Origin of the sequence: Bradyrhizobium sp. WD16, assembly GCF_024181725.1 — a bacterium.
Lineage (GTDB): Bacteria > Pseudomonadota > Alphaproteobacteria > Rhizobiales > Xanthobacteraceae > Bradyrhizobium_A.
In genome coordinates, this window is record NZ_CP028908.1 from 4,612,934 (window position 1) to 4,626,421 (window position 13,488).

Here is a 13,488-nt window from a genome sequence, read left to right on the forward strand (position 1 = left end):
TCGCCGGGGCCGCCGAGGTCGCGTTGTCGAGGACCGATGACCCGCGCCCGCTTTTTCGAAGTTCGTTGTCCGGAAGATGCCGCAACTAACTCAGGACTTCGGAAACAGGGAAGCCCCGAAAGCCGCAGACAAGAAACTCACCTCAGGAGAATGGAAATGAACTTCAGCAGGCGCAAGTTTATGGCTTTCGCGACAGTCGCCGCAGCCAATTTCAGCTCCATTCCCGTCTTCGCGCAGGACGCTTCGACACTAGACCAGGTCAAGGCGAGAAAGCAGTTGCGCATCGGGGTCACTTCGGCGGAGCCGTGGTTCTTCAAGGATCCGCTCTCCGAGAAATGGACCGGGGTCGGCGTTGCCATGGGCGAAAGGCTCGCAGCCGATCTCGGGGTGGAAATGGTGCCCGTCGAGACCACATGGTCCAATGCCGTCGCCGCGCTGCAAGCCAACCAGATCGATCTGATGTTTGTGCTTGATCCGACCGAGGAGCGGAAAAAGGCAATCGACTTTCCCGATACGCCGCTGTTCTACTACGCCATGGGCGCGCTGATTCCGGAGGAAGCCCCGTTCATGTCGTGGGCCGCCATCGACAAGCCCGGCACCCGCATCGGGGTCACCCTTGGAACCTCGCTCGACAAGAACATTACCGCGATCGTCAAGTCGGCTGCGATCAATCGCTTCTCGAACAACGACGAGGCGATCGCTGCCTTCGCCGCCAAACGCGTCGATATCGTCGTCCAGTTCCACCCCGCACTGGTCGTGCAGTACGCGCGGCTGAAGCTGGGCAAGGTGATCCTGCCAAGTCCCGTCACTCCGGTGGCGACCAGCGCGGGATTGCGCAAGGAGCAGAACACCGCATTCCGCGATTGGGTGAACGGGCAGTTCGCCGAGCTCTACAAAGCCGGGGTCCCCAACCAGATGTTCCGCGACTATCTCGCGTCGAAACACATCGACGCCGATGAAATTCCCGGCCTCATCAAAGAGGCCTGGTGAGCATCCATGGGACGGCATCGGATGCCTCCGCGCCCCCCGCAGTTGCTTGTGATGATGCCTTCCGGCGATGCGCAGCCGCGGGGCGGGGCGGCGTTTGCCGGCGGTCTTTGCGGCCGATGACGGTCAGGGGCCTATGACCTATCCATGGGACTTCGCGCCGGTGCTGGCGCGTTCGGGCCTGCTTCTGACGGGCCTCATCAACACGGTCGAGATCGCAGTTGTCTCGATCGTGCTCGGCGTCGTCATCGGGTTGATCCTCGTGTTCTTGAGGCTTGCGCCGAGGCGCGTTCTGTCGTGTCCGGCCACGATCCTGATCGAGTTCTATCGCAACACGCCGCCCATCGTTCATTTCTTCTGGTTCTTCTACGCTCTGCCCGTGGTGGCAAACATCAGCCTCGATCCTTTCGTCGCTGCGGTCCTCGCGCTCTCCACGCAGTCCGGCGCGTTTTATGCCGAAGTATTTCGAGGCGGGATTGTGTCCATCGAGCGCGGGCAGTGGGAGGGCGCAAAGGCGCTGGGCATGAAGCAATCGCAGCTGATGCGCCGCGTGATCATTCCGCAAGCTCTGACACGAATGTTCGCTCCGTTTGTCGAGCGCTCCTTCGAACTTACAAAGACGACGGCGCTGGCTTCAACGCTGGCTTACGCCGATCTCATGTACCAGGCGATGCTGGTCAACAGCGAAACCTTTCGTCCGCTCGAGGTCTATACGACGATCGCGCTGATGTACGTCGTTCTGCTGGTTTCCGCGAGCGCGCTCGCGCGCGTCGCCGAAGCGCGCATGACCGCTTATCGGCAATGAGGCCGTGGTCATGAGCTATCATTTCGATTTTGCGCTCGTCCTGCAGAGCCTTCCGGTTCTCCTTCGGGGATTGCTCGTCACGATCCAGCTCTGGGTGCCGAGCATCGCCGTCGGCCTCGGTCTCGGCTTCCTGCTGGCGCTGTGCCGGGTTTCGAAAACCCCGTTGCTGCGCGTTCCGAGCCTTCTCTATATCGAACTGTTCCGGGATACCCCGGTGCTGATCCAGCTGATCTGGTTCTACTATGCATTTCCGATCGTCATCGGTGTTCAGCTTTCGCCATTCGTCGCCGCGCTTCTGGGACTAAGCCTCAATACCTCGGCATATTCCGCCGAGATCTTTCGCGGTGGAATGGAGTCGATCGCAGCAGGACAGTGGGAGGGCGCGAAGGCGCTCGGAATGCGGCCGGCCGCCGTGTTGCGCCGGGTCGTGCTGCCGCAGGTGTTCAAGAGAATGCTCCCGGCGTTTACGAACCGGGCGATCGAGGTCGCCAAGGTGTCGTCGCTCGCGTCGGTGCTGTCGGTTCATGAGCTGATGTATCAGGGCCGATTGTTGAGCTCGACGTACTACCGTCCTCTTGAAATCCTCACCACTGTCGCCCTCATCTATTTTTTCCTGATCTATCCCGGCAGTTACATTTCAACGAAGCTCGAGCGCCGCATGGCAAGCAGAAGCTGATGACGAACGTCTGGAAAGAGTGCCATGTCTAAATCCATTCTTCGCGTCTCGAATCTGCAGAAGCGGTTTGGCGACCTGCATGTCTTGCGCGGGATCGAACTTGCCGTAGAGGCGGGCGAGCGCATCGCCATCATCGGCGGCAGCGGCTCCGGAAAGAGTACGCTGCTGCGCTGCCTCAATTTCATGGAGATCCCAACCTCGGGAACGATCGAGCTGGACGGTCAGATTCTGGGGAAGCCGGTCGGCGGGAGCCCCGACGAAAGGCGCTATCCGGAACGCGAGCTCTGCGCCGTTCGGGAACGCGTCGGCATGGTGTTCCAGCAGTTCAATCTGTTTCCGCATATGACGGTACTCGAAAACGTCATGGAAGGGCTGGTGACGGTCAAGAAAATGAAGAAACCGGAAGCGCGCGAATGCGCGCTGAGGGAGCTTCAGAAGGTCGGTCTTGCGGACAAGGTCGATTCGTATCCGAGCCGTCTTTCGGGCGGCCAGCAGCAGCGCGTCGCCATCGCGCGCGCGCTGGCGATGACGCCGGAGATCCTTCTATTTGACGAGCCGACCTCATCGCTCGACCCCGAGCTTGTCGGCGAAGTCCTGCGCGTGATCCGCGCGCTTGCCGACGAAGGGCGCACGATGCTGCTGGTCACCCACGAGCTCGGATTTGCATATCATTACGCGACAAAAGTGATCTTCCTCGCCGATGGCGTCTTCCATGAGGTGGGCACGCCCGAGGAGGTGTTGAAGCACCCAAAGCAGGAGCGCACGCGCGCCTTCCTCAGCCGTTTTACAGAGTTTTCCTTCTAACCGCGCAGCGGACATATCCGGGAGTCCCCAGAATGACGACACTGGCCACAAGCAGAACCAGCTCGCAGGGTTACGTCGACGATGATCGCAACGACAGCGTCATGATCTTCATCAACGGCGAATTCTTCAAGCGGGACGAGGCGAAGGTGTCGGTTTTCGATGCCGGGTTCGTTCTCGGCGACGGCGTCTGGGAAGGAATCCGTCTGGTCAACGGAAACATCGTCGCGCTGAACGATCATCTCGATCGCCTGTATGAAGGCGCACGCGCGATCGAGCTCGATATTGGTCTCACTCGCGACCAGATCGTCGAAGCCATCTGGTCGACTTTCAAGAGGAACGGCATGACCGATGGCGCTCATGCGCGCCTGATGATTACCCGTGGCCCCAAGAAGACGGCCAACCAGGATCCACGCTTTGCGCTGGGACAGCCGACCATCGTGATCGTGGCGGAGTACAAGACGCCAAGGCCGGAAGCGAAGGCCAAGGGGTTGAGCCTCTTCACGTCAACCATTCGCTGCAGCGGGCCGGACGTCTTCGATCTGCGGCTCAATTCGCACAGCCGGCTGAACTTCATCCAGGCGCTCATTCAGGCAATCAACGCAGGGGCGGACGAAGCGCTCATGCTCGATCCGCACGGGTTCGTGGCGAGCTGCAATTCCACCAACTTCTTCATTGTGAGAGGCGGCGAACTGTGGACCTCGACGGGCCGCTTCAACTTCAAGGGCATCACGCGTCAGAAGGTGATCTCACTCTTCGGTCGGGACGGCGGCGTGGTTCGCGAGCATGATTTCACGCTGGCCGAAGTGTACAGCGCATCCGAGGCATTCGTAACGGGTACGCTTGGCGGAATCACGCCGGTGACCCGGATCGACGGCAAAAGGATCGGACAGGGGGAGCCCGGCCCGGTCACGCGGCGGATCGCAGGTCTTTACGCTGAGTTTATTTCGTCCTGACAAGGCGCCGCCACGACAATGGTCATGCGCGATCCGCTCGGTGCGGCGAGGCCGGAAGGTGAAGGGCTGGCTGGATGGAGGGTGCCGCTTGTTCTGCGCGAATTCGTGCGCGCGGACGAGATATGGCTGGTGCTGCTCGCCGCAGGCATCGGCATCATCAGCGCGTTGTGCGTCGCTGCCATGGTGGCGTCGATCGAGGTAGTGCATCACGCCTTGTTCGCGATCGACGGCTACGAGGTCAGCGGTGCCGCCCATATCGATCCGTGGCGGGCCGCCGTGGTGCCTGTGGTGGGAGGACTTCTGCTTGGCTTCGTGAGCCTGCTCGTGGCGCGACGCGCGAAGATCGCTGTCATCGATCCCATTGAGGCGAACGCGCTTCGTGGCGGGAGCATTCCATTTCCCGGCAGTGTGCTCCTCGTCCTGCAGACCATGATTTCCAACGGATGTGGCGCGTCCATCGGCATGGAGGCCGGCTATACGCAGATAGGTTCTGCTGTCGCATCGAGATTTGGACAGATATTTCATGTTCGGCGCAGCGACTTGCGGACATTGGTCGGTTGTGGCGCGGCCGGTGCGATCGCCGCGGCCTTCGATGCGCCGCTGACCGGGGCATTCTATGCGTTCGAGCTGATCATCGCGAGCTATTCGGTCGCGACGTTGGCGCCGGTCGTTGTCGCGGCAATCGCGGCGGTCGGAACCGTGCGCCTCGTTCTCGCGCAGGTCTCGTTCCAGGTCGGGTTCGCTGGCGGCCTGTCCGTGTCGGATTATTCGCTGGTCGTCGTCCTGGCGATTCTCTGCGCGCTGCTGGGCATCGCAATGATGAAGACGGTGGCGCTGGTGGAGGCGGTATTCACCAGGAGCGGGCTGCCGCTTTGGGCGAGGCCCGCAGTCGGCGGAGCCTGCGTCGGCGGACTCGCGCTTGTCACACCGGCCGTCCTTTCCTCGGGGCATTCCGCGCTGCATGTCGGGTTCGATGCCTATTTCACGGCGCAATACCTGATGCTGCTGATCGGCCTCAAGGCGCTCGCGTCCGCAATCTCGATCGGCTCCGGTTTCCGCGGCGGGCTGTTCTTCGCCTCGCTGTTTCTGGGGGCGATGCTCGGCAAGCTTGTCGCGATCGGGTGGATGCTGCTGTTTGGCCTCAAGATTCCGACGCTGGTGGTCGGCATCGTGGGCATGTGCGCGATGGCGACGGCTGTGCTCGGGGCGCCCCTGACCATGGCGCTTCTTGCCCTCGAGACCACTGGCAGTCTGCCTCTCACCATCGCCGTTCTTGCCGCGGCCGTTATTTCGTCGATCACGGTGCGTCGGGCCTTCGGCTATTCCTTCGCGACATGGCGCTTTCATCTGAGAGGCGAGTCGATCCGAAGCGCCGCCGATGTCGGCTGGATCCGCGACCTGACCGTCGGACGGATGATGCGCACCGACATCCGAACCGTTCGTTCAGACAGCAGTCTCTCCGCGTTCCGCCGGGAGTTTCCGCTCGGGACGACTGAGCGCGTCATTGTCGTCGACCAGGCAGACCGATACCTCGGCATCATTCTTGTGCCCGAGGCTCACCGGGACAGCGCGGAGGCCAGCGAGATCACCGGTCTCATTCAGCACGCCGACACGGCGCTTCTGCCGGACATGAATGTTCGGGAAGCAATGAAGGCATTCTCCGACGCAGAGAGTGATGCCCTGGCGGTGATCGACGATTTTACGCATAAGCAGGTCGTCGGGCTGCTGACCGAACAGCATTCCTTGAGGAAATACAGCGAGGAGTTGGACCGCCGTGCCAACGAGGGCGTCATGGCCTAGTGCGGCGTCTCGCAATTGCCGATCGCCGTTGCGGCCAGTCTCTCGTCGGCAATTGCGAGACATAAGCCACACTAGCACTTTGATTTTGCTAGTGTCCCTATGTCTCCGAATGACCGTGCAATCGCGACTTGCACCGAGCGCGCTGCCGACCCCGAGCGCGAAGCGCTGCAGTGCAGCATTGTCGCGGACGGCGTCGCTCGAGGGCAGGGGATCGCTCATGGCATCGGTCGCCGGCATCGGTGATGGCGTTTGACCTCGGGCGTCAGGCGAGGTCGGCCTGTTCCGGGTGCTTGTCGAGATAGGCTTTCACGAACGGGCAGCGCGGCACCACCTTCAGGCCGTCGCGGCGGACCTGCGCCAGCGCATCCCAGACCAGCCGGCTGCCAATGCCGCGGCCGCCGAGCTCCTTCGGAACCTCGGTGTGGGTGAAGGTGATGACCCCGGGCGCAAGCTCGTAATAGGCCGCAGCGATGGAGCCGTCGACCGCGAGTTCGAAACGGTGTCCGGCGGCATTATTGACGACGTCGCTGCCCATGCGCTGCCCTCGTCAGAATCCTAGTGCGGCGTCTCGCAGTTGCCTATGCCCTTCGCGGCAAGCCCCTGTAGGCAATTGCGAGACATAAGCCGCACTAGCTTTTTGATTTTGCTAGTGTCCCGATGTCTCCGAATTACCGTGCGAGGGTGAGGCAAATGAAGCGGTAATTCGGACGTTCGTATCCCATTGCAGCAGGCGCTCCTACCGAACGTTGGAAACAAGGGGACGGTGGATTCATAGCAGTCTTGCAACCAATGCGGGGTCACCTACGTTGCATGGGAGACATACGCTGCGGGCTCCGGCCCGGCCGGTTTGGCAGCCGTTTGGGGCTCGCGGCGCAGGGACGGGGCGCTCAGCGTCTCGGCCGGATCCGGCCAGCCACTGCCGCTCCCCAAGGGAGAGGAGGCCACCGTGTTCAATATGCGATTCTTCGATACTCACCGGCCGTGGGAAGACTGGTTCGGCATGCTGGCCGGTCTCGTGATCGCGCTGTCGCCCTGGCTCGCCGGCGAGCACGGCAACGCCCTGGCGGTCGCGAACGCCCTGATTGTCGGGGGGCTGGTGTTCTTCCTGGCGCAGCTCGAATATGTCGTGCTGCGCCGCTGGGAAGAGGTGGCCGAAGCCGGGCTCGGCGTCTGGCTGGCGATGTCGCCCTACGTCTTCGGCTATGCCGGTGACGGTACCCTGCGGTTCTGGCACTCGACCCTGGCCGGCATCATCATCCTGCTGGCCGCGCTCGAGCTGTACCAGGACTGGGAGGTGAGCGACGAGGATCTGGCGCACCAATCGCGCGTGAAGCGCTGAGGCGGGCCGAAACACCCTGCGTCGCCAACGCCTCTCACCGGGACCGGCTATTCCGCCGCCTCGCCGGATTCCGCGCTGGCCGGCTTGCGCTTGCGGGAACGATTGGCCTTGGCCAGCACCGGCGCGAGGAATTTGCCGGTGTGGCTGCGCGGCGCCCTGGCGATATCCTCGGGCGGCCCCCAGGCGACGATCTCGCCGCCGCCGTCGCCGCCCTCCGGGCCGAGATCGATCACCCAGTCGGCCGTCTTGATGACCTCGAGATTGTGCTCGATCACCACCACGGTATTGCCCTGGTTGACCAGCTCGTGCAGCACCTCGAGCAGCTTGGCGACGTCGTGGAAATGCAGCCCGGTGGTCGGCTCGTCGAGGATGTAGAGCGTGCGGCCGGTCGCGCGCTTTGACAGTTCCTTCGCCAGCTTGACCCGCTGCGCCTCGCCGCCCGACAGGGTCGTCGCCTGCTGGCCGACATGGATGTAGTCGAGGCCGACGCGGTGCAGCGTCTTGAAGGTCTCGCGAATCCGCGGCACCGCCTTGAAGAATTCGGCGGCCTCTTCGACCGTCATGTCGAGCACGTCGGCGATCGACTTGCCCTTGAACAGCACTTCCAGGGTCTCGCGGTTGTAGCGCTTGCCCTTGCAGGTGTCGCAGGTGACGTAGACGTCGGGGAGGAAGTGCATCTCGATCTTGATGACGCCGTCGCCCTGGCAGGCCTCGCAGCGACCGCCCTTGACGTTGAAGGAGAAGCGGCCGGGCTCGTAGCCGCGCGCCTTGGACTCCGGCAGGCCGGCGAACCATTCGCGGATCGGCGTGAAGGCGCCGGTGTAGGTCGCCGGATTCGACCGCGGCGTGCGGCCGATCGGCGATTGGTCGATCTCGATGATCTTGTCGATGTGCTCGAGCCCCTCGATGCGGTCGTGGGGCGCCGGCGCGTCGCTGGCATTGTTGAGCTTGCGCGCGATCGCCTTGTAGAGCGTATCGATCAGCAGCGTCGACTTGCCGCCGCCGGAGACGCCGGTGACGCAGGTGAACAGGCCGAGCGGAATCTCCGCCGAGACGTTCTTGAGATTATTGCCGCGGGCGTTCACCACCTTGAGGGTGCGGCGGTGGTTCGGCGGCTTGCGTTCGGGAATGTCGACCGCGAGCTCGCCGGTGAGATATTTGCCGGTGAGCGATTTCGGGTTGGCCATGATCTCCGCGGGCGTGCCGCGGGCGATGATCTGGCCGCCATGGATGCCGGCGCCGGGGCCGACATCGACGACGTAATCGGCGAGACGGATGGCGTCTTCGTCATGCTCGACGACGATCACGGTGTTGCCGAGATCGCGCAGCCGCTTCAGGGTGTCGAGCAGCCGCGCATTGTCGCGCTGGTGCAGGCCGATCGAGGGCTCGTCGAGCACGTAGAGCACGCCGGTGAGACCCGAGCCGATCTGCGAGGCGAGACGGATGCGCTGGCTCTCGCCGCCGGACAGCGTGCCGGAGGCGCGCGACAGCGTCAGGTAGTTCAGGCCGACGTCGAGCAGGAAGGTCAGGCGCTCGCGGATCTCCTTGAGCACCCGGACCGCGATCTCGTTCTGCTGGGTCGAGAGCTGGTCGGGCAGGGCCGCGAACCATTCGCCGGCGGCCCTGACCGACAGTTCGGAGATTTCGCCGATATGCTTGCCGCCGACCTTGACGCACAGCGCCTCGGGCTTGAGGCGGTAGCCGTGACAGGCTTCGCAGGGAACGTCGGTGAAATACTTGCCCAGCTCCTCGCGGGCCCATTCGCTCTCGGTTTCCCGGAAACGGCGCTCGATATTGGTGACGACGCCCTCGAACGGCTTCTTGGTGTCGTAGGACCGGACGCCGTCCTCGTAGGAGAACTTGATCTCGTCGTCGCCGGAGCCGTAGAGGATCGCGTTCTGCGTCTTCTTCGGCAGGTCCTTCCACTTGGTGTCGAGGGTGAACTTGTAGAACTTGCTCAGCGCCTGCAGGGTCTGCAGGTAGTAGGGCGACGACGACTTGGCCCAGGGCGCGATGGCGCCCTTGCGCAGCGTCAGATCCTTGTCCGGGATCACCAGCTCGGCGTCGATATGCTGCTCGATGCCGAGACCGCCACAGGCCGGGCAGGCGCCATAGGGGTTGTTGAACGAGAACAGCCGCGGCTCGATCTCGGGAATGGTGAAGCCGGAGACCGGGCAGGCGAACTTCTCCGAGAACAGAAGCCGCTCCGGACCGCTCCTGTCGTGGATCTTGGCGGTCTTCTTGTCGGTCTTCTTCTCGCCTTCGCCGCCCGGCGGCGGATCGGCGAACTCGATCACGGCGAGGCCCTCGGCGAGCTTGAGCGCGGTCTCGAACGACTCGGCGAGCCGCTGGCCGAGATCGGGCCGCACCACGATGCGATCGACCACGACGTCGATGTCGTGGGGAAACTTCTTGTCGAGCGCAGGCGCCTCGGCGAGCTCATGAAACGCGCCGTCGATCTTGACCCGCTGGAAGCCCTTCTTGAGATATTCGGCGAGCTCCTTGCGATATTCGCCCTTGCGGCCGCGCACCACCGGCGCCAGCAGATAGAGCCGTGTGCCTTCCGGCAGCGCCAGCACCCGGTCCACCATCTGCGAGACCGTCTGGCTCTCGATCGGCAGACCGGTGGCCGGCGAATAGGGCACGCCGACCCGCGCCCACAACAGGCGCATGTAATCGTAGATCTCGGTGACGGTGCCGACGGTGGAGCGCGGGTTCTTGGAGGTGGTCTTCTGCTCGATGGAGATCGCCGGCGACAGGCCTTCGATCTGGTCGACATCGGGCTTCTGCATCATCTCGAGGAACTGGCGGGCATAGGCGGAGAGCGACTCCACATAGCGCCGCTGGCCCTCGGCATAGATGGTGTCGAACGCCAGCGAGGATTTGCCCGACCCCGACAGGCCGGTCAGCACCACCAGCCGGTCGCGCGGGATGTCGAGATTGACGTTCTTGAGATTGTGCTCGCGCGCGCCGCGAATGCGAATGGCGCGGCTGCTGGCATCGATCTGTCGTCGGCTCGCCTTGAGAACTTCGTCCATCAGTGGCAGTTCCGGATGCGCCGGCGGCGCTGATCTTGCGTGACATTCGCGCGCCGGGCGATCGCGAATGGAAGGCTGGTGTCCCGGTTCGATCGTTCGTAGAGCTCAACCAACCCGTCGGGGTGTATCGTCCATCGTCCCACAGCACCGCGATGCCCGGAAGTGCAGGTCGACTCGCGGCGCGAGTTGTCCAGTGAACATATCAAGAACATCGCCGCGCACCAAGAGCCGCGCATCAAGAGCCGCGCACCAAGAGATGCCTGCGCCCGGATCGGGGAGTGCAAGCATTGGGCCGCGACGAGTTCCGACGACAGCCAATGGGGTGAGTGAACCCTATGTGGTTCAGGTCGGTGCGAAGGGCAAGGGCGGCCGGTGCCGCGCCGCGCCGATAGCCGCAATGAATATCCGGGCAGGAATACCCCGGCGGCAACGGGGCCGACGAGTACCGGCAAAACGACAAGACGCCAAACGAAGAGCCGCCAAACGAAAAAGCCCGGCTCGCGGGAGCCGGGCTTTTGTGGTGGTCCTGAACCGGAGTCCTCGGTGGAGAACCTCAGTCAGTATGCGTCAGGACTTCGCTCAGTACTTCGCTCAGTACCTGGCGACGACCGGGCCGCCCCAGTTGAAGCGGTAGTTCAGGCCGGCCTTCACGCTGTGGACGTCGTCGCGGTAGCTGACAACGCCGCCGGCGGCCGGCACCGAGATGTTGGTGGTGCCGAAGTTGTAGTACTGGTACTCGACCTTGGCCGACCAGTTCGGGGTGAACAGGTACTCGAGGCCGGCACCGACGGTGTAACCGGTGTCCTTGCGGCTGACGGCGAAGGCGAGCGGCGCACCGGTGGCGGTGTTGAACACGTTCACGTTGTCGTTGTTGCCGCGGAAGGCGAGACCGCCCTTGGCGTACAGCAGCGCCGGACCCCAGGTGTAGCCGAGACGGCCGGTGACCGAACCGAAGTCGCTGCTGCGGCCCTGAACGGTGAACGGCACCAAGGCAGGCGGCGCGGTGAACAGCACGTTGGTGGTGTCGCGCGCGGCCCAGGTGTATTCGGCTTCGATACCGAGCACCCAGTTCGGGGCGAACTGATAGTCAGCGCCGCCCTGCACACCGCCGGCGAACCGGCCGTCGCTGCCGTAGATGTTGTCGCTGCCGTTGAAGGCGCCACCGATGTGACCACCGATGTAGAACCCGGTCCAGTTGTAGATCGGGGCCGGCACATAGGCCGGAGCCTTGGTGTAGGTACGGGCCGGAAGGTCGGCGGCAAAGGCCGAAGCCGTGCCCAGCGCGACCAGCGCCACGCTACCCAGCAAAATCTTCTTCATCGTTCTCTCCACTTACATCTCCGCCGCAACTGGCGGCGCAAATCCCAAGAAACAATCGTCGCAAGCGCCGATGTTGGGAACACCATAGTCCAATCCGGATCGAAAAGCCGTCTCCCAAATGCAACACCTCGTCACGAAGTGACTCCGACTAAGTTTAGGATTTGTTTAGCATATTTCCGCCGGTGGAGGCAAAATCCGCGCATCTTTTGACACATTTCGGGCAGCGCAGGCACCCTGCCGGTGCTTCAATGCCGCCCTGGCTGGTGGTTTACATCGGCGGCGGAACATAATAAGAACGATGGGCCCCGCGGTGCGATGCTGGGCGTGGAAGTGTGGATAAGGCGGCGCCGGTGGTCGCGCAGCCGAGCCGGAGCGGCGCCTGGCAGGTTATAGGGTCGGGACGGAGAACCCCGCCGCGAGCCGGCTTGGGTGTGTCGATTTGGGTGTGTGAACGGAGAGTGCGATGGCGGGAAGCGTAAACAAGGTCATTCTGGTCGGTAATCTGGGCGCCGACCCCGAAATCCGGCGCACCCAGGACGGACGCCCGATCGCCAATCTGCGGATCGCCACGTCGGAAACCTGGCGCGACAAGAACACCGGTGAGCGCAAGGAAAAGACCGAGTGGCACCGCGTCGTGATCTTCAATGAGGGGCTCTGCAAAATCGCGGAGCAGTACCTCAAGAAGGGCGCGAAGGTTTACATCGAAGGCGCTCTGCAGACACGGAAATGGACCGACCAGAGCGGAGTCGAGAAGTACTCGACCGAGGTGGTCCTGCAGGGCTTCAATTCGACTCTGACCATGCTCGATGGGCGTGGCGGCGGCGGTGGCGGTAGCTTCGCCGATGAGGGCGATTTCGGTTCCAGCGGGCCGTCCTCCGGGGCGCCGCGACGGGTGTCCTCCGGCAACCCCAGCCCCAGCCGTGGCGGCGGTGGTGGCGGCGACATGGACGACGAGATCCCGTTCTGACGGGGACGTTTTCCAGCGGCGGGCGTTGCGTCCGCTGATCCTTGCGCAGCAGTTTTGCGGCCGGCGTCGATAGCGGCGCCGGCCGTTTTGCTTTTGGGGTGCTTTTGGGCTGCTTTGGGGCGGAGGCGACGCCGCTGCGCGTCAGATTTGCTCAGCCTCAGATTTGCTCAGCCGAAGGCGCTGCGGGCGCCGTCGAGAATGAACTGGACCGCGAGCGCGGCCAGAACGATGCCCAAAAGGCGCGACAGGACGACGTTGCCGGTGATGCCGATGGCGCGTGACACCCGCACCGCTGCCATGAAGGCGAGGGCGCAGAGCAGGCCTGTCACGGCGATGATGGCGATCAGCGATGCCAGCGCCGCCGGCGTTGCCGCCTTGCCGGCGAGAAGCAGGGTTGCGGTGATCGCGCCGGGACCGGCGATCAGCGGAATGGCGAGCGGGAAGGCGGCGACATCGCGGACGTGCTCGGCCACGGCGTCCTCGGCCTGGCGGGTGTCGCGGGCCGGGCGCCAGCCGAGCACCATGTCGAACGAAATGGCGAACAGCAGGATGCCGCCGGAGATCCGGAATGCCGGCAGCCCGATGCCCAGGCGATCCAGCAACCAGCTTCCGGCCAGCGCCGTTCCGGCGAGAATGGCGGACGCGATCGCCGCGGCGCGCAGCCCGGTGGCGTTGCGCACACGCGGCGGCTGGTTGTCGGTGACGGCGAGGAAGGCCGGCGCGATGCCGATCGGGTCGACCACGACGAGCAGGGTGACGAGGGCGGTCAGGGCATCGTTGAGCATGCGCAATGTCCTCG

The 13,488-nt window shown here is 63.6% G+C and carries 12 protein-coding genes; 8 read left to right on the forward strand and 4 right to left on the reverse strand.

The window, feature by feature from the left end; translation table 11 throughout:
- Nucleotides 1–36 precede the first annotated feature (36 nt).
- The 6 genes from DB459_RS21350 to DB459_RS21375 all read left to right on the forward strand — a co-directional run bounded on the left by DB459_RS21350 (nucleotide 37) and on the right by DB459_RS21375 (nucleotide 6,025).
- Nucleotides 37–990, forward strand: coding sequence for a transporter substrate-binding domain-containing protein (locus tag DB459_RS21350; RefSeq protein WP_253707525.1), 954 nt, complete (start codon nucleotides 37–39; stop codon nucleotides 988–990).
- A gap of 67 nt (nucleotides 991–1,057) precedes the next feature.
- Nucleotides 1,058–1,792, forward strand: a complete 735-nt coding sequence (locus DB459_RS21355) for an amino acid ABC transporter permease (protein ID WP_253707527.1) — start codon at nucleotides 1,058–1,060, stop codon at nucleotides 1,790–1,792.
- Nucleotides 1,793–1,802: 10 nt separating this feature from the next.
- On the forward strand, nucleotides 1,803–2,468 hold the full coding sequence (locus DB459_RS21360) for an amino acid ABC transporter permease (RefSeq protein ID WP_253707529.1): 666 nt from the start codon (nucleotides 1,803–1,805) through the stop codon (nucleotides 2,466–2,468).
- A 24-nt stretch (nucleotides 2,469–2,492) separates the two neighbouring features.
- A complete protein-coding gene (locus DB459_RS21365) occupies nucleotides 2,493–3,272 on the forward strand; it encodes an amino acid ABC transporter ATP-binding protein (protein WP_253707531.1) in 780 nt (259 codons plus the stop codon).
- Between the two features lie 32 nt (nucleotides 3,273–3,304).
- Nucleotides 3,305–4,225, forward strand: a complete 921-nt coding sequence (locus DB459_RS21370) for an aminotransferase class IV (protein WP_253707534.1) — start codon at nucleotides 3,305–3,307, stop codon at nucleotides 4,223–4,225.
- A gap of 24 nt (nucleotides 4,226–4,249) precedes the next feature.
- Nucleotides 4,250–6,025: a chloride channel protein gene (locus DB459_RS21375; protein ID WP_253707536.1), complete on the forward strand. Its 1,776-nt coding sequence runs from the start codon at nucleotides 4,250–4,252 to the stop codon at nucleotides 6,023–6,025.
- Between the two features lie 262 nt (nucleotides 6,026–6,287).
- Here DB459_RS21375 and DB459_RS21380 read toward each other — a convergent pair whose 3' ends face one another.
- The gene (locus DB459_RS21380) at nucleotides 6,288–6,560 is read right to left on the reverse strand and encodes a GNAT family N-acetyltransferase (protein WP_253707538.1); all 273 of its coding nucleotides are present in this window, start codon (nucleotides 6,558–6,560) and stop codon (nucleotides 6,288–6,290) included.
- A 420-nt stretch (nucleotides 6,561–6,980) separates the two neighbouring features.
- On the opposite strand from DB459_RS21380, the gene DB459_RS21385 reads away from it, so the two are divergent.
- On the forward strand, nucleotides 6,981–7,364 hold the full coding sequence (locus DB459_RS21385; RefSeq protein ID WP_371927001.1) for an SPW repeat protein: 384 nt from the start codon (nucleotides 6,981–6,983) through the stop codon (nucleotides 7,362–7,364).
- Between the two features lie 47 nt (nucleotides 7,365–7,411).
- Here the strand turns inward: DB459_RS21385 and uvrA are convergent, their stop codons facing one another.
- Both uvrA and DB459_RS21395 read right to left on the reverse strand, forming a co-directional pair.
- Nucleotides 7,412–10,402, reverse strand: a complete 2,991-nt coding sequence (gene uvrA, locus DB459_RS21390; RefSeq protein WP_253707542.1) for an excinuclease ABC subunit UvrA — start codon at nucleotides 10,400–10,402, stop codon at nucleotides 7,412–7,414.
- A gap of 591 nt (nucleotides 10,403–10,993) precedes the next feature.
- Nucleotides 10,994–11,722 (reverse strand): outer membrane protein, encoded by a 729-nt coding sequence (locus DB459_RS21395; RefSeq protein WP_253707544.1) that lies wholly within the window; start codon nucleotides 11,720–11,722, stop codon nucleotides 10,994–10,996.
- Between the two features lie 463 nt (nucleotides 11,723–12,185).
- Between DB459_RS21395 and DB459_RS21400 the strand changes: the two genes are divergently transcribed.
- Complete coding sequence (locus DB459_RS21400; RefSeq protein WP_253707546.1) at nucleotides 12,186–12,689, forward strand: single-stranded DNA-binding protein; 504 nt, start codon at nucleotides 12,186–12,188, stop codon at nucleotides 12,687–12,689.
- 167 nt (nucleotides 12,690–12,856) lie between these two features.
- On the opposite strand, the gene DB459_RS21405 is transcribed toward DB459_RS21400, so the two are convergent.
- The gene (locus DB459_RS21405) at nucleotides 12,857–13,474 is read right to left on the reverse strand and encodes a MarC family protein (RefSeq protein ID WP_253707548.1); all 618 of its coding nucleotides are present in this window, start codon (nucleotides 13,472–13,474) and stop codon (nucleotides 12,857–12,859) included.
- Between the last annotated feature and the right edge of the window lie 14 nt (nucleotides 13,475–13,488).

Excerpts from the sequence above, each read along its gene's own strand:
- DB459_RS21355 (WP_253707527.1), top strand. The coding sequence starts at position 1,058 with ATGCGCAGCCGCGGGGCGGGGCGGCGTTTGCCGGCGGTCTTTGCGGCC.
- DB459_RS21350 (WP_253707525.1), top strand. The coding sequence starts at position 37 with ATGACCCGCGCCCGCTTTTTCGAAGTTCGTTGTCCGGAAGATGCCGCA.
- DB459_RS21400 (WP_253707546.1), top strand. The coding sequence starts at position 12,186 with ATGGCGGGAAGCGTAAACAAGGTCATTCTGGTCGGTAATCTGGGCGCC.
- DB459_RS21365 (WP_253707531.1), top strand. The coding sequence starts at position 2,493 with ATGTCTAAATCCATTCTTCGCGTCTCGAATCTGCAGAAGCGGTTTGGC.
- DB459_RS21360 (WP_253707529.1), top strand. The coding sequence starts at position 1,803 with ATGAGCTATCATTTCGATTTTGCGCTCGTCCTGCAGAGCCTTCCGGTT.
- DB459_RS21405 (WP_253707548.1), bottom strand. The coding sequence starts at position 13,474 with ATGCTCAACGATGCCCTGACCGCCCTCGTCACCCTGCTCGTCGTGGTC.
- DB459_RS21375 (WP_253707536.1), top strand. The coding sequence starts at position 4,250 with ATGCGCGATCCGCTCGGTGCGGCGAGGCCGGAAGGTGAAGGGCTGGCT.
- DB459_RS21380 (WP_253707538.1), bottom strand. The coding sequence starts at position 6,560 with ATGGGCAGCGACGTCGTCAATAATGCCGCCGGACACCGTTTCGAACTC.
- DB459_RS21395 (WP_253707544.1), bottom strand. The coding sequence starts at position 11,722 with ATGAAGAAGATTTTGCTGGGTAGCGTGGCGCTGGTCGCGCTGGGCACG.
- DB459_RS21385 (WP_371927001.1), top strand. The coding sequence starts at position 6,981 with ATGCGATTCTTCGATACTCACCGGCCGTGGGAAGACTGGTTCGGCATG.
- DB459_RS21370 (WP_253707534.1), top strand. The coding sequence starts at position 3,305 with ATGACGACACTGGCCACAAGCAGAACCAGCTCGCAGGGTTACGTCGAC.
- uvrA (WP_253707542.1), bottom strand. The coding sequence starts at position 10,402 with ATGGACGAAGTTCTCAAGGCGAGCCGACGACAGATCGATGCCAGCAGC.